Raw genomic sequence first — 23,413 nt, 5'->3', positions numbered from 1 at the left:
TCAGCGGCCCCCCGGGTCGGCGATGGCGGCGCGCATGATCTGCCCGGCGATCCGGGCCGCCTCGGCGCTGCCGCCGGGGCCGGCCTGCTCCAGCACCACGCAGACCGCAGAGACCGGCGTGCCGTTCTTGTCCAGGGCGAAGCCAATGAACCAGCCGTGGTCGGGCCGGTCCGGCGCGGACTGGGCGGTGCCGGTCTTGCCGCCGACCGTGTAGCCCCTGAGCTGCGCGTTCGTGCCGGAACCGTTCTCGACCACGCTGACCATCATGTCGCGCAGGTCGTTGGCGACCTGGCCGCTGACCGGCTGCCGCAGCTCCTTGGGCTTGGCGGTGTAGTAGCTGGTGGTGCGGTCGGGGGCGAGCAGCTGGCGGACCAGGTACGGCCGCATCTGGCTGCCGCCGTTGGCGACCGTCGCGGCGATCATGGCGCCCTGGAGCGGGGTCATCCGCACGTCGCGCTGCCCGATGGAGGACTGGGCCAGCGCGGCCGGGTCGGCCCCGCCGTCGGCGTTCTGCATGCTGCCGGTCCGGCTCGCCGCCACCGGGTGGCCGCCCTCGTTGAGGTGGCCGACGGTGAGGTCCTCCTGCTCGAAGCCGAACTGCCGGGCCTTCTCCTTGATCTTGTCGGGACCGAGCCGCACGCCGAGCTGCGCGAAGCCCGTGTTGCACGACTCGGTCACCGCGTTGATCAGGGTGACCTCGTCCTCGGGGCAGATCGACGGGGCCGCGTTGCGGATCGGCGTGCCCGAGGTCGGCGGGGTCCAGCTGGGCCCGGCCGGGATCCTCGTCTGCTGACCGACGCCGTTCTCCAGCGCCGCGGCGGCGACCACGATCTTGAAGGTGGAGCCCGGGGGCAGCACCTCGCCGAGGGCCCGGTTCTTCAGCGGGCCCTCGGCGTCCTGCTCCAGCTTGTTGTGCGCGGCCGTGGCCTCGTTGGTGTTGTGGCTGACCAGCGGGTTGGGGTCGAAGCTGGGCATCGAGACCAGCGCCTGCACCGCCCCGGTACGCGGGTCGACGGCGATCGCCGCGCCCTTGGAGGCGTCGACGCGGTTGTTCCGCAACTGCTCGAACGCGGCGTTCTGGGCGCCCTTGGAGACCGTGAGCAGCACGTTTCCGCCGCCGGACTGGTCACCGGTGAACATGTCCTTGACCCGGTTGGCGATGAGCTGGTCGCTGGTGCCGGCCAGGAAGTCGTTCTCGAACTTCTCGATGCCCGTCTCGGCGAGGTTGACCGGCTTGTAGCCGAGCACGTGCGCGTACCTCGCCCCGCCCGGGTAGGCGCGCTGGAACTTCAGCTCGCCGTCGGTCTCCTTGCTGAGCGCGAAGGCGGTGCCGCCGGCCTCGATGTTGCCGCGCCGGCGCTCGTACTCGGCGACCTGGACCCGGCCGTTGTAGTCGCTGGTGCGGTACTCGTCGGCCTTGTAGGCCTGGATCCAGTTCAGGTTCGCGAAGAGCAGACCGAAGAGAACCATGACGACGATGCCGACGCGGCGCAGGGGTGCGTTCACGGCCTGATCACCTCCGTGGGGGCACCGTGCAGCTGCTCCGGCGGGCCGCCGGACGGTCGGGCGGCCTTGCCGCCACTGCCGGTGACGGGCCGGCGGGCGCCGTCGGAAATCCGGAGCAGGACCGCGATGAGCAGCCAGTTGGCCATCAGCGAGGAACCACCGGCGGAGAGGAACGGGGTGGTCTGGCCGGTCAGCGGGATGAGCTTGCTGATCCCGCCGACGATCACGAAGACCTGGAGCCCGAGGGTGAAGGCCAGGCCGCCGGCCAGCAGCTTGCCGAACGAGTCCCGCACCGCCAGCGCCGCCCGCAGCCCCCGCTCGACGATCAGCAGGTAGACCACGAGCAGCGCGGACAGGCCGAAGAGCCCGATCTCCTCACCGATGCCGGCGAAGATGAAGTCGTTCTGCACCTCGGGCAGCAGGCCCGGCTGGCCACCACCGGGCCCCGCGCCGAACAGGCCGCCCGTGCCGAGCGCGAGCAGGCCCTGCACGAGCTGGTAGCCGTCGTTGTACGGGTCGGCGAACGGGTCCAGCCAGATCTGCGCGCGCAGGTAGAAGTTGGCGAACGGCCCGCCGACCACTTCCCCGAGCACGTACGCCAGGTAGACGCCGCCGAAGAAGAGCACCAGACCGATGAGCAACCAACTGACCCGTTCGGTGGCGATGTAGAGGGTCACCACGAACATGCCGAAGTAGAGCAGCGAGGTGCCGAGGTCCTTCTCGAAGACGAGGACCAGGACGCTGATCAGCCAGACCACGACCACCGGGCCGAGGTCGCGCCCGCGGGGGAAGTCGATGCCGAGGAACCGGCGGCTCGCCAGCGACAGCACCTCGCGCTTGCGCACCAGGTAGTAGGCGAAGAAGACCAGCAGGGCCAGCTTGGCGAACTCACCCGGCTGGATGGAGAAGCCCCCGACCCGGACCCACAGCTTCGCGCCGTTGATCTCGGAGAACCGGCTGGGCAGCACCGCCGGGATCATCACCAGCACGATGCCGGCCAGCCCCAGCGTGTACGCGTAGCGGGACACCGAGCGGTGGTCGCGCATGAGGGCGAGCAGGCCGGCCGCGAGGACGACCGAGGCGAGCGTCCAGGCGAGCTGCCGGCCGCCCGTCCCGGCGAAGATGGCCAGGTCCTCCCGCTCGGCGGGCGCCGCGCTGCCCAGGTCGAGCCGGCGCAGGAAGCCCACCCCGATCCCGTTGAGCAGGGCGACCGCCGGCAGCAGGGCCGGGTCGGCGAAGGGTGCCAGGAACCGGATCACCAGGTGCAGGCCGAGGAACACGGCCGTGAGCGCGGCGGCCGGCATCCAGAAGTCGGCCGTGACGGTGTCGAGCACCTTCGCCTCGACCATCGCCCCGTACGCGGCCACCAGCACCATGGCGACCAGCAGCAACGACAGCTCGGCGTTGCGCCGGGACCGGGCCAGGCGTACGCCGGGCTGCTCGCCCGTGGTGGCGGGCGAGGATGCCGGAATGGCCGCTGCGGTCACGGAACGTCCTCGGATCGAGCCGCGCCTACTCCGGCGACCGGCACGCGGCGGGGTCGAGCGCCGGCGAGTCGGTGTCGGAGGGCGGGGCGTCGGGCGTGGTGGTCGGCGCGGCCGGCATGCTCGGCCGGCCGCTGACCGGGGCGCTCGCACTTGCGCTGACGGTCGGAGCGGGCGACACCGGGGCGGGGGTCGGCGTCGGGGCGGTGGTGGCGGCCACGGCGCTCGGGCTCGGCGGGCAGATGGGCTTGAGGTTCGGGTTCATCGGGTCGTCGCTGGTCAGCTCGGCCAGTCGACGCTCGGCGTCGGGCTCGCTCTTGGCCGGGATGCCCTGCTTGACCTGCTCCTGGGCGGCCAGCGTCAGGTCCTCCAGGTCCGCCGGGCTGGTGGAGTGCACCGTCGACAGGTCCATGCCGGCGATCTCGCCCTGGATGCCCCGGAACACCGCGACCTGGCCGTTCTCGGTCGCGCCGACGTAGTACTGCCGCTGGGTGTAGCTCCAGCCGCCGAAGACCGCGCCGCCGACGAGCACCAGCAGCGCCACCGAGATCGCGGCGGCCCGTACCGGCCGACGCCGTGGGCGCTCCGACTCGTCGTCGGCACCGGCCGCCGGCTCCTCGGGAACGGGCGGGCGGGGCGCGGAGAGGGCGGACGCGCGGGCGGCCGGCGTGGACACGTCGGCGGAGGTCGCCATGCCCCGGTCCCGGGCGGCGGCGCCGCCGACGATCGGGCTCGCCTCGACGATGTCCTGGTCGGTGGCGTCCGCGATGATCACCGTGATGTTGTCCGGGCCGCCGCCGCGCAGGGCGAGCTGCACCAACCGCTCGACGCACTGCTGCGGGTCGGTGTACTCGCGCATCGTCTCGCCGATGGTGTCGGCGCTGACCACACCCGAGAGGCCGTCGCTGCAGATCAGGTAGCGGTCGCCGGGGAGCACCTGGCGGACGCTGTATTCCGGGTCGATGTCGCGGCCGTCGAGCGCCCGGGTGAGCAGCGAGCGCTGGGGGTGGCTGCTCGCCTCCTCGGCGCTGATGCGGCCCTCGTCGACGAGCATCTGGACGTACGTGTCGTCCTTGGTGATCTGCGCGAACTCGCCGTTGCGCAGGAGGTAGGCCCGCGAGTCACCGATGTGGACCATGCCCAGCTTGCTGCCGGAGAAGAGGGTCGCGGTGAGCGTGGTGCCCATCCCCTCCAGCTGGGGGTTGGCGTCCACGGTGTCGCGGAGCTGCTGGTTGGCGGTGCCCACGGCCGAACGCAACGCGTCGACGAGGGCGTCACCGGGGACGTCCTCGTCGAGCGGCGCCATGGCACCGATGACGATGTTGCTGGCGACGTCACCGGCGGCCATGCCGCCCATGCCGTCGGCGACGGCGAGAAGCCGCGGCCCGGCGTAGACGGAATCCTGATTACCGTCTCGGATCAGACCGCGGTCGCTGTGGGCCGCATAGCGCAGGGTCAGAGTCATGGCCGTAATTCGAGAGAAGTGCGGCCGATCCGGATCGGCACGCCGAGGGGGACGGGGGTTGGTCCGGTGACCTTAGCGCGATCCAGGTAGGTGCCGTTAGTCGAGCCGAGGTCCTCGACGAACCACTGGCCGTCGCGCGGCACCAGTCGGGCGTGCCGTGCCGAGGCGTAGTCGTCGGTGATGACGAGGGTGGAATCCTCCGCCCGGCCGATGGTGATCTGCGCTTCGCCGAGGGTGATCCGGGTCCCCGCCAGCTGGCCGGCGGTCACCACGAGCTGGTGCGCCGCCCTGCCCCGCTTCGCCTTCGTCGGCTTCGCCGCCTGCCCGAGCGAGGCGCCGACGGCCCGGGGGGCGGCCACCAGCCGGCCCGACCGGGCGCCCGCGAAGAGGTCCCGGCGGATCACGCCGACCACGGTGAACACGAAGATCCACAGCAGGATGAGGAACCCGAACCGGGCGACGGTGATGACCAGTTCCGGCAAGGCGGGTCAGCCGTCCACGCGGAAGGTCAGCGTCGTGGTGCCGAGCTGGATCATGTCGCCGGGGTTGAGGGCGACGGCGGAGACCCGCTGGCCGTTGACCATGGTGCCGTTGGTCGACCCGAGATCGGTCAGCACGACCTGACCGCCGTCGAAGTCCAGCCGGGCGTGTCGCCGCGAGATCCCCACGTCGGGCAGGCGCAGGTTGGCCTGGTCGCCGCGGCCGATCACCGTCGAGCCCATCTGGAGGGGGTAGGTGCGCCCGTCGCCGGAGACCAGCCGCACGTTGCGGCCGCCGCCGTGGCCGGGCGGAGGACCGTAGCCGCCACCCTGGTCGTACGCCGGATAGGCGGGCGGGCCCGCGTCGTAGCCGGGCGCCGAGACCGGGGCGACCTCGCCGCCGGTGTAGACCTCGGCGGTGACCCGGAACATCCCGGTGTCCAGCCCCTCGCCGCGTTCGATCTCGACGATCACGTCGCCGTAGACCGTCCAGGCCTGCTCGCCGATGAACTCCGCCTGCGACTGGGCCAGCTCCTGGGCCAGCGCGGCGGCGTACGGCGCCAGACGACTGTGGTCGTAGGGCGAGAGATCGATCACGTAGCGGTTGGGCACCAACGTGCGCCCACCGGCCAGGATCGCCTTGTGCGCCTCGGCCTCCCGCTGCATGGCGTTGAGGATCTCCACGGGGTGGACCACCCCTTTGAAGACCTTGGCGAAGGCCCCCTCGACCAGGCCTTCCAGACGCTTCTCGAAGCGTTGCAGCACGCTCACCGGCTCCTCCTCGGGTCCCGAGGACATGATGGTATCCGGCCGGCGCGCGCGCAGCTCACACGCCGCTCGGCCGTCTGACGGCGGCCCGTTCGGACGGGCCGATACTGCCGTGCTACTCTTTCGTCCGCCACGAACGGTAACCGCTCCTCGGACGGTAACCGATCGTCGCAACGACCACGGACCGGCTAGGATGTCCGGGACCCGCTGGAGACAGCAGGTCCGGCACAGACTACAGTCTTCGAGGTCAGGCCACGGGGAAGTGGCGGAATGGCAGACGCGCACGGTTCAGGTCCGTGTGCCCGAAAGGGCGTGGGGGTTCAACTCCCCCCTTCCCCACCAATACGCGAGGGCTCCGCAGCGATGCGGGGCCCTCGCGCCGTATCGGGGCGTGCCGTACGTCACGCTATGCTCCGATGGTTTCTGCCTCCGATGGACCAGGAGTGGCGTGTGAGTGTCGCGTTCGTGACCGGGTCGGGCGGTCTGATCGGCTCCGAGGCGGTCCGGCACTTCGCCGGCCTCGGTCTCGAGGTCGTCGGCATCGACAACGACATGCGGCAGGAGTTCTTCGGCGCGGAGGCGTCCACCGCGTGGAACGTCCGCCGGCTGACCGACGAGCTGGGGTCCGCGTACTCGCACCACAGCATCGACATCCGCGACCGGGCCGCGCTGGCCAAGCTGTTCAAGCGGTACGGCACCGACGTCGCCGTGGTGATCCACACCGCCGCCCAGCCGTCGCACGACTGGGCGGTGCGCGACCCGTTCACCGACTTCGACGTGAACGCCGCCGGCACGCTCAACGTCCTGCAGAACGTGCGCGAGCACTGCGTCGAGGCGCCGCTCATCCACTGCTCCACCAACAAGGTCTACGGCGACCGGCCGAACAGCCTGCCGCTGGTCGAGCTGGAGTCCCGCTGGGAGATCGAGCCGGGGCACCCGTACGAGCAGGGCATCCGTGAGGACATGTCGATCGACGCCTGCCTGCACTCGATCTTCGGCGCCTCGAAGGTGGCGGCCGACGTCATGGTGCAGGAGTACGGCCGCTACTTCGGCATGCGGACGGCCTGCTTCCGGGGCGGGACGCTGACCGGTCCGGCGCACTCCGCGACGGAGCTGCACGGCTTCCTCGGTTACGTGATGCGCGCCAACATGGAACGCCGCACCTACAAGATCTTCGGCTACCAGGGCAAGCAGGTCCGCGACGCCATCCACAGCTCGGACGTGGTCTCCGCGTTCGAGGCGTTCTTCCGCAACCCGCGCTCGGCGGCGGTCTACAACCTCGGTGGCGGCCGGCACTCGAACACCTCCAACCGCGAGGCGTTCGCGCTCGCCGAGCAGATCACCGGCCAGGAGATGCTCACCGAGTACGTCGAGGCCAACCGGATCGGCGACCACAAGTGGTGGATCGGCTCGAACGAGGCCTTCCAGGCCGACTACCCCGAGTGGAAGCAGGTCTACGACGTGCCCATGATCATGCGGGAGATCTACGAGGCCAACGTGGACAAGTGGGTGCCGGGCGCATGACCGGCAGGGGCAAGCGGAACGTCCTCGGCGTCCTGGTCGACGCCACCGACTACGCCGCGGCGACCGAGCAGGTGGTGGCGGCCGCGCAGGAGCGCCGCCCGCTGGCGCTGACGGCGCTGGCCGTGCACGGCGTGATGACCGGGGTGCTCGACCCGGCGCACAACGCCCGGCTGAACTCCTTCGACGTGGTCACCCCCGACGGTCAGCCGGTGCGCTGGGCGCTCAACCTGCTGCACGGCGCGGGGCTCACCGACCGGGTCTACGGCCCCACCCTGACCCTGCACGTGCTCTCCCGGTTCGCGGACGAGGGGCTGCCGGTCTACCTCTACGGGTCGACCGAGGAGACCCTGGCCAGGCTGATCCCGGCGCTGGAGCGGATGTTCCCGGCCCTGAAGATCGCCGGGGTGGAGCCGTCCAAGTTCCGGGCGGTGCAGCCGGGCGAGGACGTGGAGATCGCCGACCGGATCCGGTCCAGCGGGGCCCGGCTCGTGCTGGTCGGGCTGGGCTGCCCGCGCCAGGAGGTCTTCACGTACGCCATGCGACCGCTGCTGGACATGCCGATGATGGCGGTCGGGGCGGCCTTCGACTACCACGCGGGGCTGCTGCGCCAGCCGCCGCCGTGGATGCAGCGGGCCGGCCTGGAGTGGTTCTGGCGCCTCGGCCTGGAGCCGAAGCGGCTCTGGCGACGCTACGTGATCCTCAATCCGGCCTACCTGACCCGGCTCGCCGGGCAGAAGACGGGGCTGTGGAAGGCGCGACCGCCGGCCCCGGCAACGGAGCGACCGGCGACCTTCGCCGTCTGATTACCGACAGACGCCGAGAGGGCCCCTTCCCACGCACGAGGCGGTGGGAAGGGGCCCTCTGCACTGCGCTAGAGGGTGAGGGTCCAGGTGTTCAGGTAGCCGGTGTCGCCCGTGTAGACGTCCCGCACCCGAAGCTGCCAGGTGCCGTTCGCCGCCTCGCTCGACAGGTTCGCCGTGTAGGTGGCGTTGATGTTGTCCGCGCCGTCGAAGAAGCTGCTGTTCTTCAGCCGGTAGGACGAGCCGTCCGGGGCGACCAGGTCGATGACGACGTCACCACGGTAGGTGTGCACGATGTTCACCGCGACGGTGGAGGCCGACGAGGCGTTACGGGCACAGCCGGAGATCACGATCGAGCTGCTGGCCGTGACGCCCGTGTCCGGGATCGCGACGTCGGTGCCGTTGGTGCCGGAGCAGCCGCCGCCACCGGCGCCGGTGACCGTCAGCGAGTAGGTGGCGGTCCTGCTGCCCGAGGCCGCGGTGCCCGTCACGGTCACCGAGTAGGTGCCGGGCGGGGTGCTCGCCGAGGTGCTGATGGTCAGCGTCGAGGAACCGCCCGAGGTGACGGTGGCCGGGCTGAACGAGGCGGTGGCCCCGGACGGGAGTCCGCTGGCCGACAGGCTCACCGACTGGGCGGAGCCGTTGGTGGTGGCGGTGGCGACCGTGGCGGTCACCGAGCCGCCCGGCGCGGTCGAGCCCGAGGTCGGCGAGACCGAGACGGAGAAGTCGTTGGTCGGCGGGGTGTCGCCGTTGACGACGTAGAGCAGCTTGTTGGGCGAGCCGGTGCCCGGGTTGGTCACCACGTTGCTGGTGGCGTTGTTGACCAGGTAGTCGCGGACCTGCTGCGGCGTCCAGGCCGGGTTGGCGCTGGCCACCAGGGCCGCGGCGCCGACCACGTGCGGGGTCGCCATCGAGGTGCCGCTGATCGTGTTGGTCGAGGTGTCGCTCGTGTGCCACGCCGAGGTGATCGACGAGCCGGGCGCGAAGATGTCCAGGCAGGTGCCGATGTTGGAGAACGACGACCGGGCGTCCGTGTTGGTCGTCGACCCGACGGTGATGCCCTCGGCGGTGCGGGCGGGCGAGGTGTTGCAGGCGTTGCCGCCGGAGTCGTTGCCGGCCGCCAGGCCGTAGCTCACGCCGGAGTTGATGGAGTTGCGCACGGCGGTGTCGAGCGAGGTGTTCGCGCCGCCGCCGAGGCTCATGTTGGCCACGGCGGGCTTGACCGCGTTGGCGGTCACCCAGTCGACGCCGCCGATGACGCCGGCGTTCGTGCCGCTGCCCTGGCAGTTCAGCACCCGTACGCCGACCAGCTGGACGCCCTTGGCCACGCCGTACGCCGAACCGCCCACGGTGCCGGCGACGTGCGTGCCGTGCCCGTTGCAGTCGTCGGCCGAGCCGCCGTCGACGGCGTCGTAGCCGGAGACGGCCCGCCCGCCGAAGTCGCTGTGGCTGAACCGGATGCCGGTGTCGATGATGTAGGCGTGCACGTTGCTCGCCGTGTTCGGGTACGTGTAGGAGCTGTTCAGCGGCAGGGCGCGCTGGTCGATCCGGTCCAGGCCCCAGGAGGGCGGGTTGGTCTGGGTGCCGCTGATGGTCACCGTGTGGTTCTGCTCGACGTACGCCACGGCGGGGTCCGCGGCGATGCGGGCGGCGGCCCTGGCGTCGACCCGGACCTCGAAGCCGCGCAGGGCGGCGCCGTAGGTGCGGGCGACCGCGCCGCCGTGCCGGCCGACCAGCCGCTGCGCGGTGTCACCGACGCTGCTGCGGGCGACCGAGCTGTCCTTGAAGACGACGATGTAGCTGTCGGCCACGGCCGTGGCGCCGCCCGCGGCGCGGATCGTGCCCACCGGTTCGGCGGCCATGGCGGGCGTGGCGGTGGCCACCATGGCCAGCGCGGCCACCCCGACGAGTACGGACCTGCGTGGAAGACCCATCTTCTACTCCCTCCGACCGGCACCGACCGTCCAACTGTTCGAGACGAGTGAATCGATGAATGCCGATCAAGCTGAGGGTAGGGCGACGCAATCAGGAATTCAAACATGTCGACTTCCCCATAACACCGGGAAGATGCCCCCTAGGGGAGGCGGCTGCGGGACGAACCGGGGACCTGCCCGGATTCACGATCGTCGAAAACGGGCAAGGCTGTCCGTCATGGAGATTCACCTGACCGTGCTGCTGTCGCTGACCGCCGTCTGGCTCGTCGCCGGCTGGCTCGCGGACGGGCTGCCCCGGCTGGACCACGCCCGGGCCCTGCGCCGGCGTACCGGATGGGTGCTCGCCCTGACGCTGACCGGCCTGGGCCTGACGGCCGCCGTGCTGGCCGCGGGGCTCTCCAGCGCCGGCGCGACCCCGGCGGACCGGGCGGCCGCCGGTCTCACCCTCGCCGCCGCCCCCGCGCTCGTGGTCGCGGCCTGCACGGTACGCCGGGTACGCCGGCTGCGGGCGGGTGCGGGCGCCCTCTCGTCGGCCCCGGGCACCCCGGCGCCGCACGGCCTGCGGGCCTCGGCCGCGCACCCGCTGATCGGGCTCCCGGTGCAGGTGACCGGGCTGGCGATCCTGCCCGCGGTGGCTGCGGCGAGCGCCCCGGAACTACTCTCCGGGCCCGGCGTGGCCGGCCCGGCGGTCACCGTGGGCGTGCTGGGCGTCGCCGCCATCGGCGTACGCCACGCGCTGCGGCACAGCAGGCTCGTCGAGCGGGCCGTGCCGGCACGGCCCGTGTCACCGCGAGCGGCCGGGCCCCTGCACGTATAGCAGTTCCAGGATCGCCCGGGTCGCCTCGAACCAGCGGTCGAGCCAGCCGGGCGGCGGGACGCTGCCCTTCGGCGGCAACTCCATCAGCAGCCCGCGCAGCAGCGGGTGGTCGACCAGCGACTCGGCCGGCTCCGCCGACCAGTTCCCGGGCGGGAACGACGGCTCGGTCAGCGGGTTGGGGTCCAGCGAGGGCAGGGAGAGCGGCGGGCCGGGCTGCTCCGGCGGGGCCGCCGGGCTCTCCCGGCCACCCATCTCGGTGTCGGTCGACACCACCTCGGTGAGGACGGTGTCCCGCCGTGCCCCCCGGTACTTGCCCCCGAACCGTTCCGGCTTACCCGGCCCGTTGGTGAGGTTGTCTGACCCGATCGTCGTCATCCGTCTCGCCTGCCTCGCTCGGTTGCCGATCCCTGCGGCGGGTTGTCGACCAGCGCCGTACCGAGGGGTACAACGACACGGGACCCGATGTGGCGACGCCGACGGCGGGACGTCTTCGCGGCCGACCCGGCGGCGGGCACGGCGATGCCCCCGCCCGGCCTCGTCGCCGGACGGGGGCATCCCGTCACGTACCGGTCCGTCAGCCCTTGTCGAACACACCGCCCCTGGCGCCGGCGACGAAGGCGTGCCAGCCACCCGGGGCAAAGACCAGGGCCGGGCCCGTCTTGTCCTTCGAGTCCCGCACGCCGACCGCCCCCGTCACGTACGCCACCTCCACGCAGTTGTCACAGTTCGGCCCGCTCTTCGAGCTCTTGAACCACGTCGCCTGCGTCAGGTCCACGGGGAACCCATTGGTCGCCATTTCCACAACGGCTCCTCTGCCAGTTTCGCGATGTGTGCGATGGACTCCTCCGGACGTATGGCCGCCGCTCGGATGTGATCGAAGATGAAGCTGTACTTCTGCAGTTCGTCACTCTTCTCCAGGAAGAGCCCACCCGTGGCATTCTCCGCGTACACGACATCCGGATCACCGGGCTCAGGGAAGCTGAGGATCGTGAAGGTGCCGTCCATGCCGGCGTGCGCCCCTACCGTGAAAGGCAGGATCTGGAGCGTCACGTTCGGCAGTTCCGCCACCTCGACCAGGCGTTTGAGCTGGTCACGCATTACCTCGTCCCCGCCCACCGGACGGCTTACCACCGCCTCATCGAGCACCACCCACAGATCGACCGGATCATCCTGCGTCAACAACGACTGACGGCCCAGACGGACACGCACCCGTTGCCGCACCTGTTCGGGAGTGAAGTCGGGCCGGGCGGCCCGGATCATCGCGCCCGCGTAGTCCTCCGTCTCCAGCAGCCCGGGCACCACCTGCTGCTCGTACGCCCGGATCGAGCTGGCCGCCGCCTCCAGCCCGACGTACGCGCCGACCAGCACCGTGCTGTAGGGGTGCCACCAGCCCTTCTGCCGCGCCTCCCGGGCGATCTGCACCAGCTCGTCGCTCTCGGCACCCACCACGCCGTAGATCCGCAGCATGTCCCGCACGTCGCGTGGCGTCGCCGTGGTGTGGCCGGTCTCGATCCGCGAGACCTTCGACGCCGAGCACTCCAGCTGCTCGGCGACCGCCTCTATGGTGATGCCGGCCGTCTCCCGCTGCCGACGTAGTTCGGCGCCGAGGCGACGCCGCCGGATGGTGGGGCTGCGCCGCTCGCTCACGACACGACCCCGCCCGCTGGTCGGGACCACCGCCTGTCAGGCCTCACCCGGTCCACCTCCGCCTCGCCGTGCGCCACTGTCGTCACCCGCCAGGGGCGCGACCCTCGTACGGCGGGCGTCGTTCGCGGCGTGGGGTGGTGCCGGTCATCGGCCGGCCGCGACGGGCGAAACCGGCTCCCAGTGTGCCGGGCATACGTGAACGGCTTCAAGCGCTGCTTTGCACGAGCCGCTCACGTATCGGCAAAAGTCGACGTGCAACTTGCATGAAGCACGTCGCTGATGCACTCTGTCCGTATGGCACGGGTTACTCACCGTCTTCGTCCGCTTCCTCGCCGTGGTGACCCCACGGGCTGCGGGACGCGCGACGGTGGGACCGCCCGACAGTCGACAACCAGACCTGCCCCGGGTTGATGACCTCGCCGCTGCACGCCAGTTGGCTGCGGCGGCGGGAGCGGTACCCGGAGCAGCCGGGTGTTGGTCGGGTGGCGGTTCGCCACCAGCGGGTACGGCCCGACCATCACCGCCCGCACCACCGGTCCACGAGGCACGACCCCGCCACCGGGCCATCGACGTCCCCCGACCCACACCGCCGGCCCGTCGGCCGGCCGACCCTTCCCAGGAGCCCATGTGCTTCCCCGCTCCGGTGACGTACTGCACGTGACTCGCGCGGCGAGTGTCCAGTTCCTCAGGCCCATCATGTTCCGGGTCATCCGGGTGCTCGACTGGCCGACCTACGACGGCTGGATCTGGCTCGAAGGCTACGAGTTGAACGCATCGGGGGACGCGGTCAGCCGGCGGTCGATCTTCGTCCAGCGGGAGGGGCTGCGCCACCTGCGGTCGGCCCCCGAGCCGCGGCCGCACACCGTGCGCGCGCCGCGCCGGCCCGTCGCCCGCACCCCGGTCCGGGTGGGCTGACCTGCGCGATCGGCAGCCGGGGGGCGTGCCGTCGCCATAGGATGAGGTACGCCCACCCCGGCACGTTCCACCCCGCGCGTCCAGGACCCCGAACCTGGGATGGCCATGGTCAATCAGCCCGCCGCGCGGCGGCACCACCGCTCCCGTATCGCCTACGCCTTCGGACTACTGGCGCTGCTCGGCGCCGCCACCACGCTGGTGGTCGTGGTCCGCGATCCCGCCCTCTCGTCCACCACGCGGCTGACCACCCCGGTCCCGGCACCGGAGATCACCGTGGTGGACGAGGACCCGCCCGACGGCGACGACGGGCCGGACGCCCTCGACGCCCCGTACGCACTGGTCGGACCGGACGAACCGGACGCGCTCGGCGCCGCTGACGAGTCCGGGCCCGCCGCCGGGGCCGACGTTCCCGCGAACTCCCCGAGCGGCGCGGCACACGCCGCCCGCCCCGCGCCCGACGACGTCCGCCGTTCCCTCTTCTGGTCCGGCATCTTCGGACTGGCCATCTCGCTGGCCGGGCTCGGCATGGTCGGGACGAGACGACGCATGTGGTGACGCGGCGGCGCGGGTGGTGACGCGGCGGCGTCCCGGACGGCGGCGAGGTCAGCGGCTCACCGGGTGGCGGTCGGTTCGACCGACGGCGTGACGCCGCCGGTCGGCGAGGCCGCGTCGCGGGCCACCACCAGCGTGACCTCCTCGTCCTCCGGCACCAGCTCCCCCGCCTCCGGCTCGGTGCGGATCACCGTGCCGGCCGGCCGGTCCGACGTCTCGTACTCCACCCGGTGGTCCAGCCCGACGTCGTCCAGGATGGCCTGCGCCGTCTCCAGCGGCAGGTTCACCACCGGCGGCATCGGCAGTTCGGCCGGCACCGAGGGCGACGGGGAGGCCGAGGGCGACGAGCTGGTGGGGGCGGCCGAGGTCGGCGCGGCGGTGGTCGGCGACGCGCGGGTCACCGACGGCGACGGCGACGGCTCCGGCCCGCTGGGATCGTCGTCCGCCGACTGGAGGGCCAGCCACAGCCCGGCGCCGAGCAGGCCGAGCAGCAGCAGCACGAGCACGCCCCACAGGATCGGCAGCCACCAGCGCCGCGCGTCCTGCTCCTCGGCGTACCACTCGGCCTCCGGTTGGTCGGCCGGCCCGCCGGGGCGCACCTCCGCCCGGCCGGACCACGCCGCCGGCCCGGACCGCTCCGGCGGCCCGGCGGCCGTACGGTCCAGGGGAGCGGTGCCGTCGACGGGCATCGGTCGGGTGGCGTCGCCGGCGTCCGGGGCACTCCGGTCGGGGCGGGGCAGCGGCTGCGTACGGTCGGGTTCCGGCCCGGCCGGGGAGCCGCCCGGCGGAGGCAGCGGGCGGGTCCGGTCGTCGTGTTCCCCGGCGGGCGGTTCCTGGCGGTCGTCGCTCATGCCGGCACTCCGCTGCGCTGCGTGCCGACCTGAGACACCACCACACTGTGCCGACGATTCGCTCGCTGACGCTCACTCATGGCACGTCCTCTCCCGGCCCGGGGCGGGCGTCGCGGGCCCCTGACCGCCAACCTAGCGGTCCCGGAGGCCATCGGCCGGGATCAGCGTGCCGGACGCTCCGTCACGGCGTCGGGGAGGGCGAACCGTCGTCCTCCGGCGCGTCGCCGCACCAGATCGACACCTGGTCGTTCCACCGGCCCGCGCCGTCGCCGGCCGGGTCCTGGCGGCTGACCTTGCCGGTCTTGCCGGTCCGGTACTGCGGGTAGAAGCCCTCGTCGACGAGCTCGTCCGCCGCGTCGTCGCAGTCGTCGCCCACCACGTCCGGCACGGTGGCGGCCGGCGCCGGGCCGCTCACGTAGAGCGTCACGGTACGTCCGGGCTGCACCTCGGTACCCACCTCCGGGGAGGTGCGCTCCACCGTCGTTCCCGTGCCCCGACCGAAGACGAGCCGCCAGCCCAGCCGCTTCTCGCGCAGTTCGTCGCGGGCGTCCGTGAACTCCTCGCCGACGACCGCCGGGACCGTCAACCCGGCGGAGCGGCTCGGGGCGGTCGTCCGGGGAGCCTGTGGCGCGGACCGGCCCGGGGTCGGCCGGGCCGCGCCCGGGGTGCCGGTGGAGGGCAGACTTTCCGCCGCCGCCGTCGGCGGGGCCGGTGGGTCGTCCTCACCGGCCAGGAGCCAGCCGCCGGTCGCGCCGACGGCAGCGAGCAGCACGACGGCCAGCCCGCCCCTGAGCAGCAACGCCGACCGGTCCGGCCCGGCGTCGTCCCGCGCGCCCGTGTCCCCGTCCGTCATACGCCCACCCCGCCTCGATCACCGGCGACCGTACCCGCTCCCATCGACGCCGGCGTCATCGCGGTCGCCCCGGGCCGGACCGCCACGACTCGCCGCGCCGACCACGGGACGTTACGCTCCCCGGCATGGCCAGACGGGGCTGGGGAGGATCGATCGCGACCGCGGTCGGCGTCGCTGCCGGCGCGGGCGCGGCCCAACTGGGCTTCGGCTACGGGCTGGGCATCATCAACTGGGCACCGGCGGATGCGACCGCCGGCGCGACCGCCTGGGTGGCGGGCCTGATCTGGGCCACCTGGATCGCGGCCACCTCCACGGTCTTCGGCGCGGTCTGCGCGCAGCGGCTGCGCGACCGCGCCCAGGCACCGGACACCGACCCCGCCGACCCGGCGCCGGCCGGACCGGGTGGGGGCGCCCTCGGTTCCGTCGCGCTCGCCGTGGCCGCCGGGGTGGGCGCGCTGATCACCGTGCTGCTGGTGGCCGTACCGGCCCGGGAGGCGGTGACGGTGGCGGACACCGGCTCGCCCCGGAACGTCGCGGCGGCCTACGCGGCGGTCGGCGTGCTGGTCGGGGTGCTGACGGCGGTCTGGGCGCTGCGTTCGCGGGCCGTCGCGAACAACGTGATCGCCACCGTCGGCTGGCTCTGGCTGCTCGCCGTGATCGCCGTCGTGGACGGCGTACTGGCCGGGCGCGGTCTCACCAGCGCCCAGCTCGGCATCTGGCAGCTCGGCCCCGACGACGCGCGGTACTGGATCCGGGACTACTTCTACTGGCCGGGGGCGCTGCTGTCCCTCGGCTCCGCGCTGGTGATCGGTGCCCTCGCGGCCCGCCGGGACGCCCGAGATCCCGACCACCGGGTCGGGGCGACCGCCTCGGGTGCGGCCGGGCCGCTGCTCGTCGCGACCGCGTACTTCCTGGCGGTGCCGAGGCTGACCGCGATCAGCCCGGAGCAGGTGTCGGCGCACCTGATCGCGCCGTACGCGGTGATCATCGGGGTCGGCGGCGCCGTCCTGGTCACCGCCCTCGCCCAGCGGACCGCCCGACGGGCCGCGGCCCGGGGAACGGTGCGGGTGCCCCGCCAACGCACCGGCGAACCCGCCGACCACCCGGGCGCCCCCGCGCCGGGGCGGCACACCCCTCCGGTCGGCGGCCCCGACGGCGACGCCCGGGCGACGCCCGACGGCAGCGGCACCCTCACGACGCCGGGCGGTGGCGCCTTCCCAGGGCCGGGCGGCAGCTACACCTCCACCGCGCCGGACGGCGACGACACCTCCAGCACGCCGGGCGGCACCGCGCCGGACGGGGACGCCGTCGCGGCGGGCGGAGGAGCGCTCCCGGCTCCCCCCGCCGACCGCGAACCCGCGCCGGACCCGGCCGACCCCGAACCCACGCCGGTGCCCGCCGCCGCGAGGCCCGCGACCACGTCCGGCACACCGGCCGGGGAGCCGACCGCCCCGGCCACCGGGGACGGCACGCCGACGCCGGCGACGACCGGGGAGCCACCCGTGCCGGCAGCCGACGATCCGACGGAACCGCAGGCCACCGGCCGCCGACCCCGCTCCGGCCGCCGCACACGCTGAACCCTGCGGTGCCGCCGAGGCGACCCGCCCCGCTGGCGGTCGGCCGCGCCGAACGACGAGGAGTGACGCCGGCCGGGGCGCCACCGCCGCGGAGCACCCGGGATAGGACGGGTGCGACCGGAGCGTCAGGGGCCAGAAGCCCGGGCGGTCGCGTGCCGGGACTCGCGCCGGCCCGGATCGGCGCCGCCCCTGCGGAGCGCCGGACGCGGGTCAGCTGCGGAGCACCGGGACGCGGGTCAGTCGACGGGCCAGGTGTGCACGGGCTCGTTGCTGCGTTGCAGCTCGGCGTAGCGCTGCACCATGTGGTGCAGGGCGGCGTCCCGGTCCATGCCGCGGTGCCGCTCGGCCGCCCAGACCGCCTCGGTCTGCCAGACCGCGCCGTTGCGGCCCGTACGGCAGCGCTGCTCGATGATGCCGAGCAGCCGGTCGCGTTCGGCCGGGGACACCCCGAACCGGTCGAGCCCGGCGGCAGCCTTGGGCAGCAGGACGTCCAGGACCAGCTTGGTCACCGGCACCTCGCCGAGGCGGGGCCAGTGCAGGACGGCGTCCATGCCGCGCCGGGCGGCGGCGTGGAAGTTCTCCTCCGCCGAGCTGAAGGTGAGCTGGCTCCAGATGGGCCGGTCGGACTCCGCCAGCCCGCGCGCGAGCCCGAAGTAGAAGGCGGCGTTGGCCAGCATGTCGACCACGGTCGGGCCGGCCGGCAGGACGCGGTTCTCCACGCGCAGGTGCGGGCGGCCGTTCATGATGTCGTAGACCGGCCGGTTCCAGCGGTAGACGGTGCCGTTGTGCAGGCGCAGCTCGCCCAGCTCCGGTACGCCGCCGCTGTGCAGGACCTCGACCGGGTCCTCGTCCTCGCAGATCGGCAGCAGCGGCGGGAAGTAGCGGACGTTCTCCTCGAAGAGGTCGAAGATCGAGGTGATCCAGCGTTCGCCGAACCAGACCCGGGGTCGTACGCCCTGCGCCTTCAGCTCGTCCGGCCGGGTGTCGGTGGCCTGCTCGAACAGGGCGATGCGGGTCTCCGCCCAGAGCTGCCGCCCGTAGAGGAAGGGCGAGTTGGCCCCCACGGCCACCTGCACCCCGGCGATGGCCTGGGAGGCGTTCCAGTAGTCCGCGAAGCTGTCCGGGGCGACCTGGAGGTGGAACTGGAGGCTGGTGCAGGCGGCCTCGGGGGCGATCGAGTCGGTGTGGGTCTGGAGGCGTTCGACGCCTCGGATGTCGAGCTCGATGTCCTCGCCCCGGGCGCCGACGATCTGGTCGTTGAGCACCCGGTACCGCTCGTTGGTGGAGAGGTTGTCCTCGACCAGGTGCCGCTCGGTGAGGGTGGGCAGGATGCCGACCAGGACGATCTTCGCATCCGACTTGGCGGCCCGCTCGTCGGCGCGGGAGAGGCTGCCGCGCAGGTCCTGCTCGTAGTCGGCGAACCCGCTGCCCTCGATCAGCCGGGGCGGCGCGTTCAGCTCCAGGTTGAACTGGCCCAGCTCGGTCTGGAAGAGCGGATCGGCGATGTCGGCGAGGATCTGGTCGTTGCGCATCGCCGGCTCGGCCGCCGAGTCGACCAGGTTCAGCTCGATCTCCAGCCCGGTCATCGGCCGGTCGGCGTCGAAGCCGAAGTCGTCCAGCATCAGGGCGAAGACGTCCAGGCACCGCCGGACCTTCTGTCGGTAGCGGACCCGGTCCTCCCGGGAGAAGGCGCCCTGCTCGACGTCCCTGCCCATGTTTCCTCCCGGCGCGAGGCGCAGTCGGACCGTACCGGCCCGGTAAGCGCGTGGTGAACCCTCCACGTTAGGAGTGTCGGCATCGTCGGGACCAGAGGAGGTCGCGGCGATCCCACGGCCGGGACGACCGTACTCCGGTCGGCGGACGCGCTCCCGGCGGCATCTCTACCCAGCCGGTGCCGGCCAGCACCGGATCGAACCGCGAATGAGTCGTGACAAATCGCACCCGGCCGGACGCCCTCACCCTGCGTACGCGCGTCGGGCCCGCGCCGTGACGCGGCGCGGGCCCGGAAGCGGTACGGCGGATCAGGCCTGGCGGACGGCCTCGCCCTCGATCTCGATCTTGATCTTCTTGCCGACCAGCACGCCCCCGGTCTCCAGGGCGACGTTCCAGGTCAGGCCGAAGTCCTCGCGGTCGATCTCGGTGGACGCGGAGAAGCCGAAGATGTCCTGCCCGAACGGGCTGCGGCCGACGCCCTCGAACTCGACCTCCAGGTCGACCGGGCGGGTGACGCCCTTGATGGTCAGCTCGCCGGAGAGGACGAACTCGTTGCCGTCGCGGGACTTCACGGCCGTGCTGCGGAACTCCAGGGTCGGGAAGGCCTCGGCGTCGAGGAACTCGGGGCTGCGCAGGTGCGCGTCCCGGTCGGCCTGGTTGGTGTTGATGGTGGCCGCCTGGATGGTGGCGCTGACCGCGGACTGCATCGGGTCCTCGGCGACGGTGATGGTGGCGCTCGCGTCGGCGAACTCACCGCGTACCTTGCTGACCATCATGTGCCGGGCGACGAAGCCCACGCGCTTGTGCGCCGCGTCCAGCAGGTAGGTGCCGGCGGCCGGGATGGTGAGGCCGTCCCAGTCGCGGGTGACCGGTGCGGTGCTGCTGGTCATGAAGCTGCCCTCCGTGGGGAAAATTGTTTAGTAGCCCAACGACTGCCGCAGCAACTATAGGCATAGCAATATTCCTTGTGTCAAGTACTGCTACGATGGATGCGTGGACCAGAACGTGTTCGACGACCCCCGGATCACCGCCGTCGGCCTGCTCGTCGAGGCGCACGCCGGGCTCTCGGCCCGGTTCGCCGCCCAGTTCGAGGAGCACGGCCTCTCACCGGTCGAGTTCGAGGTGCTGACCAGACTCGCCCGCTCACCCGGCAACCAGTTGCGGATGACCGATCTCGCCGCCCAGACCTCGCTCTCGACGAGCGGCGTCACCCGTGTGGTGGACCGGATGGAACGCGACGGGCTGCTCACCCGCCGCGCCTGTCCCTCGGACCGGCGCAGTTCGTTCGCCGTGGTCACCGCCTCCGGCCTGCAACGCCTCGACGAGACCCTGCCCGGGCACCTACGGATCATCGAGCAGTGGTTCACCGGCCAGCTCGACCCGGAGGCCCTGGCCGCCCTGCTCGACGGGCTGCGCCGGGTCCGGGACGCGGTGCATCCCGGCGCCACCGCCGGAAGCACCGGGTCCGCTGCCGACTGTGACGGGACGCTCCCGCCCTCCTGACCCGTTCCCGGACCCGCCCGCCCGGCACCGGCAGAAAGAGCGGCAGAACTGCCGTACCCACGGGACGATAGGCGTTCAAACCGGACGGAGCCGCGTGCGGGCGGTGGCTAGTCTTCGGGCAGTGGGGACGCACCGGGGGGTGACGGCGCGGGCGACGAGCGAGGGGTAGCAAGAGGGGCTTCGTCGTCCGCGTCCCCCCGGTCGCTCTGCGGAACGCCCACCACGTCACGACCCTGACGCCGGCACGGCCGGTCTGCCCGGGTCACCCGCTCCGGCTCGCGGCCCACGGGCGCAACTGCTCCTCCTCGTGCGGCAGCAGCCGCACACCACTCTGCCGGAAGGCCCGGTCGAGGCGGTCCAGCACGGCGGGATCGCCCGAGCTGGCGGCCAATCCCACCAGCGCCTCCACCACGTCACGCCGGTCCTGACCGCCGGCACCGGCTTCCGCCGCCGCGGCGAACCACTCCGCCGCCAGCTCACGATCGCCCCGGTGCAGCGCCAGGTTCCCCTCGATCAGCGCGCAGATCCCGTCCTCCGGGCGCACCCCGGGCGTCGGCGCACCCGGCAGGCGCCCGGGCGACCAGACCTCCTCGGGGCGGGGCACCGGCGGCCCCGGGGGCGGGCGCAGCTCGGCCAGCACCTCGGCCGCCTCGGCGGACCGGCCCTCGCGGGCCAGCGCCAGCCCCACGGTGCCGAGCACCCGGCGACGGTGGCCCGGGTCGCCGAGGTCCGCCAGCGCCGCCACCACCCGCCGGCCCTGGTCGACGGCGTCCGCGTACCGGCCATCGAGGCGGGACACCTCGGCGAGGTTGGCCCGCGCGAGCACCCGCAGCCGCTGCTCCCCGCCCCGCGCGGCGAGCCGGTCGACCGTCGCCAGCCGGCGCCGGGCAGCCGCCAGGTCACCGACCCGGATGTCGTGCCAGGCGAGGTTGTTCTGCGCCACCGCCATGTCCCGGACCCGCCCGTGCCGGACGGCCAGCGCGAGCACCGCCTCGGCCTGCGTCCGCGCCTCGTCGTGCTCGCCGAGGGCGACCAGAAGCGCGCAGAGCACCGAACGCGCCTCCAACTCCCCGGTGATGTCGCCCGCGTCCCGGAACGCGGCCAGCGCCCTCCGCGCGGCCGGCAACTCCTCGGCCCCGGCGCCGTGCTCGGCGGCGAGCCGGGCCACCCCGAGGAACGCCCACGCGCGCAGCACCGGGTCGACATCGGCGGTACGCGGATCCGCCAGCAGGCGCCGGAGCCACTGCCTGCCGGGGACGTCGCGCCCCCGGAACCGCCACCACCGGGACAGCGCCGCGGCCAACCGCAGCGCGGTCAGCGGATCGTCGACGGCGGCGTGCGCCAGGGCGGAGCTGATGTCGCCGGTCACCTCGTCCAGGCGGTGCACCGCCGCCGGCAGGTTGGCCCCGGCCAGCTCGGGTGCGGTCCGCGCCACCAGCCGGGCCACGACCTGCGCGTGCCGGCGCCGGATCGCGGTCAGCTCGCCGGCGCCCGTCGCCTGCTCGGCGGCGAAGTCCCGCACGGCGTCGAGCAGGCGGAACCGGAACGGCCCGGCGCCCCGCACGCTCAACAGACCGAGTTCGACGAGCCGGTCGAGCAGCGGCACCGGGTCCACGACCACCGTTCCGTCCCGGTCGGCGGGGTCGGCGAGCATCTCCTCGGCCAGCTCGACCGACCAGCGGTTGCCGAACGCGGCGAGCCGGCGCAACGCGGCCCGCTCGTCGGGGGCGAGGAGGCGGTAGCTGACGGCCACCGCGTCCCGTAGGGTCTCCGCCACCGCCGCCCGCGGGCTCTCCGGACGACCCGGCTCCGTGCTGTCCCAGCCCGGCCGCCCGGCCGCCCCCGACGAGGTGGTCAAATCGAGGACGCGGTCGCCGTACCGGTCGAGCAGCTCGTTGAGATCGAGGATCCGGCCCCTGGCCGCCATCAGCTCGATGGCGAGCGGGAGCCCGCCCAGGCGCCGCACCAGGGCGGCGAGGGCGGGCAGCTCGGCGGGACCGGGCGGCTCCCGGCGGACCTGGGCGAGCCGGGCGGTGAAGAGGGCCACGGCGGGGTAGCCGGCCAGCGCCGTCGGGCCCTCCCGCCCGCTGCCCGGCGGCGGTACGTCGAGCGGGGCGACCGGCCACACCCGCTCCCCGGGCAGGCCGACCGGGTGCCGGCCGGTGACCAGCACCCGCAGCGACGGCACCGCCCCGGCGAGCCGGTGCACCGTCTCGGCGACCGCGTCGGGTGCCCGCTCGGCCGCGTCCACGAGCAGCAGCGCCGGCCGGCCGTCGAGGCGGGCGGTCAGCTCGGGCAGCCGGGCGACGCCGAAGACGGCGACCGAGGCGGAGAGCACGTCGGCCGCGTCCGAGCCCTCGCCGATGAGCACGCCGGCCGCCCCGCCGGGATGGTCGTCGGCGACCGCGTGGGCCACCGAGAGGGCCAGCGCGGTCTTGCCCACGCCGGCCAGCCCGACCAGGCTGACCAGCCGGGGCACGCGCCCGTCGGTGAGCAACCCGGCCAGCTCGGCCAGGTCGCGGTCCCGGCCGACCAGCGCGACCGGGGGCGGGAGCGCGGCGGGCGTACCGGCGTGGTGGTCGAGGTCGACGCGGGCCGGCGGGGCGCCTCCGGGGGCGACCGGCGGGGCGGCCGGGACCGGCCCCCGGGCGGCGGCCAGGAACGCCGACCGGACGGCTCCGGTCAGCTCCAGCGCGCCGGCGAGCAGCTCGACAGTGGTGCGCTGCGGCCGGGACGAGTGGCCCCGCTCCAGGTCGCGGACGGTCCGGACGCCCACGCCGGCCCGGCCCGCCAGCTCGGCCTGGGTCAGGCCGGCGGCGCGCCGGTGCCCGCGCAACAGCTCCGGCAGCCCGGTACGACCGCCCGGATGCGGCGAACGATCATGATCCGGCGTCATGGGCAGGAAGGGTACGGACGGGGTACGACCGCCGGCAGCCGAGCGTCGCCCTGCCGACGCCCCGGTGCGGATATCCGACAGCGGAACGGTCGGACGGCGACGCGGAACGGACCCGGCGGCACGAAACGG

At 73.3% G+C, this 23,413-nt stretch carries 21 protein-coding genes and 1 tRNA gene; 8 read left to right on the top strand and 14 right to left on the bottom strand.

Going from position 1 to position 23,413, the window contains the following annotated elements; translation table 11 throughout:
* The 5 genes from ACFHW0_RS08000 to ACFHW0_RS07980 are packed head-to-tail and all read right to left on the bottom strand — an operon-like array spanning nt 1 to nt 5,732.
* A complete protein-coding gene (locus tag ACFHW0_RS08000; protein ID WP_416606512.1) occupies nt 1–1,506 on the bottom strand; it encodes a peptidoglycan D,D-transpeptidase FtsI family protein in 1,506 nt (501 codons plus the stop codon).
* Nucleotides 1,503–2,993: an FtsW/RodA/SpoVE family cell cycle protein gene (locus tag ACFHW0_RS07995; RefSeq protein WP_416606510.1), complete on the bottom strand. Its 1,491-nt coding sequence runs from the start codon at nt 2,991–2,993 to the stop codon at nt 1,503–1,505. Before ACFHW0_RS07995 ends, ACFHW0_RS08000 begins: the two co-directional genes overlap by 4 nt.
* Before the next feature lie 25 nt (nt 2,994–3,018).
* Nucleotides 3,019–4,455, bottom strand: a complete 1,437-nt coding sequence (locus tag ACFHW0_RS07990) for a PP2C family protein-serine/threonine phosphatase (protein ID WP_416606509.1) — start codon at nt 4,453–4,455, stop codon at nt 3,019–3,021.
* A complete protein-coding gene (locus ACFHW0_RS07985; RefSeq protein ID WP_121397334.1) occupies nt 4,452–4,937 on the bottom strand; it encodes an FHA domain-containing protein FhaB/FipA in 486 nt (161 codons plus the stop codon). The genes ACFHW0_RS07990 and ACFHW0_RS07985 overlap by 4 nt, the downstream gene beginning before the upstream one ends.
* 6 nt (nt 4,938–4,943) lie before the next feature.
* Entirely contained in the window at nt 4,944–5,732 is a 789-nt protein-coding gene (locus tag ACFHW0_RS07980; protein WP_088996759.1) for an FhaA domain-containing protein, read from the bottom strand.
* A 226-nt stretch (nt 5,733–5,958) separates the two neighbouring features.
* On the opposite strand from ACFHW0_RS07980, the gene ACFHW0_RS07975 reads away from it, so the two are divergent.
* The 3 genes from ACFHW0_RS07975 (at nt 5,959) to ACFHW0_RS07965 (ending at nt 8,029) form a co-directional block, all read left to right on the top strand.
* Nucleotides 5,959–6,044 (top strand) — tRNA-Leu (locus ACFHW0_RS07975).
* A gap of 66 nt (nt 6,045–6,110) precedes the next feature.
* Nucleotides 6,111–7,226: an NAD-dependent epimerase/dehydratase family protein gene (locus tag ACFHW0_RS07970; RefSeq protein ID WP_416606507.1), complete on the top strand. Its 1,116-nt coding sequence runs from the start codon at nt 6,111–6,113 to the stop codon at nt 7,224–7,226.
* Nucleotides 7,223–8,029 carry a WecB/TagA/CpsF family glycosyltransferase gene (locus tag ACFHW0_RS07965; RefSeq protein ID WP_416606506.1) on the top strand — a complete coding sequence of 269 codons (807 nt, stop codon included), beginning with the start codon at nt 7,223–7,225 and terminating at the stop codon, nt 8,027–8,029. Before ACFHW0_RS07970 ends, ACFHW0_RS07965 begins: the two co-directional genes overlap by 4 nt.
* A gap of 68 nt (nt 8,030–8,097) precedes the next feature.
* On the opposite strand, the gene ACFHW0_RS07960 is transcribed toward ACFHW0_RS07965, so the two are convergent.
* Nucleotides 8,098–9,960 (bottom strand): S8 family peptidase, encoded by a 1,863-nt coding sequence (locus ACFHW0_RS07960; RefSeq protein WP_416606504.1) that lies wholly within the window; start codon nt 9,958–9,960, stop codon nt 8,098–8,100.
* Between the two features lie 217 nt (nt 9,961–10,177).
* Between ACFHW0_RS07960 and ACFHW0_RS07955 the strand changes: the two genes are divergently transcribed.
* Nucleotides 10,178–10,777 (top strand): hypothetical protein, encoded by a 600-nt coding sequence (locus ACFHW0_RS07955; RefSeq protein ID WP_416606501.1) that lies wholly within the window; start codon nt 10,178–10,180, stop codon nt 10,775–10,777.
* On the opposite strand, the gene ACFHW0_RS07950 is transcribed toward ACFHW0_RS07955, so the two are convergent.
* The 3 genes from ACFHW0_RS07950 to ACFHW0_RS07940 all read right to left on the bottom strand — a co-directional run bounded on the left by ACFHW0_RS07950 (nt 10,745) and on the right by ACFHW0_RS07940 (nt 12,424).
* Nucleotides 10,745–11,152: a hypothetical protein gene (locus ACFHW0_RS07950; protein ID WP_416606499.1), complete on the bottom strand. Its 408-nt coding sequence runs from the start codon at nt 11,150–11,152 to the stop codon at nt 10,745–10,747. The two genes, ACFHW0_RS07955 and ACFHW0_RS07950, sit on opposite strands and share 33 nt — an antisense overlap.
* A 199-nt stretch (nt 11,153–11,351) precedes the next feature.
* Nucleotides 11,352–11,573, bottom strand: coding sequence for a DUF397 domain-containing protein (locus tag ACFHW0_RS07945; RefSeq protein ID WP_121397338.1), 222 nt, complete (start codon nt 11,571–11,573; stop codon nt 11,352–11,354).
* Complete coding sequence (locus ACFHW0_RS07940; RefSeq protein WP_416606496.1) at nt 11,543–12,424, bottom strand: helix-turn-helix domain-containing protein; 882 nt, start codon at nt 12,422–12,424, stop codon at nt 11,543–11,545. Before ACFHW0_RS07940 ends, ACFHW0_RS07945 begins: the two co-directional genes overlap by 31 nt.
* Before the next feature lie 627 nt (nt 12,425–13,051).
* On the opposite strand from ACFHW0_RS07940, the gene ACFHW0_RS07935 reads away from it, so the two are divergent.
* Both ACFHW0_RS07935 and ACFHW0_RS07930 read left to right on the top strand, forming a co-directional pair.
* Nucleotides 13,052–13,339 (top strand): hypothetical protein, encoded by a 288-nt coding sequence (locus ACFHW0_RS07935; RefSeq protein ID WP_089002741.1) that lies wholly within the window; start codon nt 13,052–13,054, stop codon nt 13,337–13,339.
* A 99-nt stretch (nt 13,340–13,438) separates the two neighbouring features.
* The gene (locus ACFHW0_RS07930; RefSeq protein WP_416606494.1) at nt 13,439–13,894 is read left to right on the top strand and encodes a hypothetical protein; all 456 of its coding nucleotides are present in this window, start codon (nt 13,439–13,441) and stop codon (nt 13,892–13,894) included.
* Nucleotides 13,895–13,950: 56 nt separating this feature from the next.
* Here the strand turns inward: ACFHW0_RS07930 and ACFHW0_RS07925 are convergent, their stop codons facing one another.
* Together ACFHW0_RS07925 and ACFHW0_RS07920 are read right to left on the bottom strand one after the other, a co-directional pair.
* The gene (locus tag ACFHW0_RS07925) at nt 13,951–14,742 is read right to left on the bottom strand and encodes a PASTA domain-containing protein (RefSeq protein ID WP_416606492.1); all 792 of its coding nucleotides are present in this window, start codon (nt 14,740–14,742) and stop codon (nt 13,951–13,953) included.
* Nucleotides 14,743–14,923: 181 nt separating this feature from the next.
* Entirely contained in the window at nt 14,924–15,595 is a 672-nt protein-coding gene (locus ACFHW0_RS07920; protein ID WP_416606489.1) for a PASTA domain-containing protein, read from the bottom strand.
* A gap of 125 nt (nt 15,596–15,720) precedes the next feature.
* Between ACFHW0_RS07920 and ACFHW0_RS07915 the strand changes: the two genes are divergently transcribed.
* Nucleotides 15,721–17,172 (top strand): hypothetical protein, encoded by a 1,452-nt coding sequence (locus ACFHW0_RS07915; RefSeq protein ID WP_416606486.1) that lies wholly within the window; start codon nt 15,721–15,723, stop codon nt 17,170–17,172.
* Nucleotides 17,173–17,408: 236 nt separating this feature from the next.
* Here ACFHW0_RS07915 and ACFHW0_RS07910 read toward each other — a convergent pair whose 3' ends face one another.
* Together ACFHW0_RS07910 and ACFHW0_RS07905 are read right to left on the bottom strand one after the other, a co-directional pair.
* Nucleotides 17,409–18,887 (bottom strand): glutamate--cysteine ligase, encoded by a 1,479-nt coding sequence (locus ACFHW0_RS07910; RefSeq protein WP_416606484.1) that lies wholly within the window; start codon nt 18,885–18,887, stop codon nt 17,409–17,411.
* A 306-nt stretch (nt 18,888–19,193) separates the two neighbouring features.
* The gene (locus ACFHW0_RS07905; protein WP_416606481.1) at nt 19,194–19,775 is read right to left on the bottom strand and encodes a YceI family protein; all 582 of its coding nucleotides are present in this window, start codon (nt 19,773–19,775) and stop codon (nt 19,194–19,196) included.
* Between the two features lie 103 nt (nt 19,776–19,878).
* On the opposite strand from ACFHW0_RS07905, the gene ACFHW0_RS07900 reads away from it, so the two are divergent.
* On the top strand, nt 19,879–20,388 hold the full coding sequence (locus ACFHW0_RS07900) for a MarR family winged helix-turn-helix transcriptional regulator (protein WP_416606478.1): 510 nt from the start codon (nt 19,879–19,881) through the stop codon (nt 20,386–20,388).
* 262 nt (nt 20,389–20,650) lie between these two features.
* Here the strand turns inward: ACFHW0_RS07900 and ACFHW0_RS07895 are convergent, their stop codons facing one another.
* Nucleotides 20,651–23,284, bottom strand: coding sequence for an ATP-binding protein (locus ACFHW0_RS07895; protein ID WP_416606476.1), 2,634 nt, complete (start codon nt 23,282–23,284; stop codon nt 20,651–20,653).
* Between the last annotated feature and the right edge of the window lie 129 nt (nt 23,285–23,413).

The sequence above is a fragment of the Micromonospora sp. LOL_025 genome (genome assembly GCF_048060285.1).
Lineage (GTDB): Bacteria > Actinomycetota > Actinomycetes > Mycobacteriales > Micromonosporaceae > Micromonospora.
The sequence above is the reverse complement of the archived record's forward strand: the minus strand, read 5'-3'. Positions and strand labels throughout refer to the sequence as shown.

Excerpts from the sequence above, each read along its gene's own strand:
- ACFHW0_RS07990 (WP_416606509.1), bottom strand. The coding sequence starts at position 4,455 with ATGACTCTGACCCTGCGCTATGCGGCCCACAGCGACCGCGGTCTGATC.
- ACFHW0_RS07980 (WP_088996759.1), bottom strand. The coding sequence starts at position 5,732 with ATGTCCTCGGGACCCGAGGAGGAGCCGGTGAGCGTGCTGCAACGCTTC.
- ACFHW0_RS07970 (WP_416606507.1), top strand. The coding sequence starts at position 6,111 with ATGCTCCGATGGTTTCTGCCTCCGATGGACCAGGAGTGGCGTGTGAGT.
- ACFHW0_RS07965 (WP_416606506.1), top strand. The coding sequence starts at position 7,223 with ATGACCGGCAGGGGCAAGCGGAACGTCCTCGGCGTCCTGGTCGACGCC.
- ACFHW0_RS07960 (WP_416606504.1), bottom strand. The coding sequence starts at position 9,960 with ATGGGTCTTCCACGCAGGTCCGTACTCGTCGGGGTGGCCGCGCTGGCC.
- ACFHW0_RS07955 (WP_416606501.1), top strand. The coding sequence starts at position 10,178 with ATGGAGATTCACCTGACCGTGCTGCTGTCGCTGACCGCCGTCTGGCTC.
- ACFHW0_RS07950 (WP_416606499.1), bottom strand. The coding sequence starts at position 11,152 with ATGACGACGATCGGGTCAGACAACCTCACCAACGGGCCGGGTAAGCCG.
- ACFHW0_RS07945 (WP_121397338.1), bottom strand. The coding sequence starts at position 11,573 with ATGGCGACCAATGGGTTCCCCGTGGACCTGACGCAGGCGACGTGGTTC.
- ACFHW0_RS07930 (WP_416606494.1), top strand. The coding sequence starts at position 13,439 with ATGGCCATGGTCAATCAGCCCGCCGCGCGGCGGCACCACCGCTCCCGT.
- ACFHW0_RS07925 (WP_416606492.1), bottom strand. The coding sequence starts at position 14,742 with ATGAGCGACGACCGCCAGGAACCGCCCGCCGGGGAACACGACGACCGG.
- ACFHW0_RS07920 (WP_416606489.1), bottom strand. The coding sequence starts at position 15,595 with ATGACGGACGGGGACACGGGCGCGCGGGACGACGCCGGGCCGGACCGG.
- ACFHW0_RS07915 (WP_416606486.1), top strand. The coding sequence starts at position 15,721 with ATGGCCAGACGGGGCTGGGGAGGATCGATCGCGACCGCGGTCGGCGTC.
- ACFHW0_RS07910 (WP_416606484.1), bottom strand. The coding sequence starts at position 18,887 with ATGGGCAGGGACGTCGAGCAGGGCGCCTTCTCCCGGGAGGACCGGGTC.
- ACFHW0_RS07905 (WP_416606481.1), bottom strand. The coding sequence starts at position 19,775 with ATGACCAGCAGCACCGCACCGGTCACCCGCGACTGGGACGGCCTCACC.
- ACFHW0_RS07895 (WP_416606476.1), bottom strand. The coding sequence starts at position 23,284 with ATGACGCCGGATCATGATCGTTCGCCGCATCCGGGCGGTCGTACCGGG.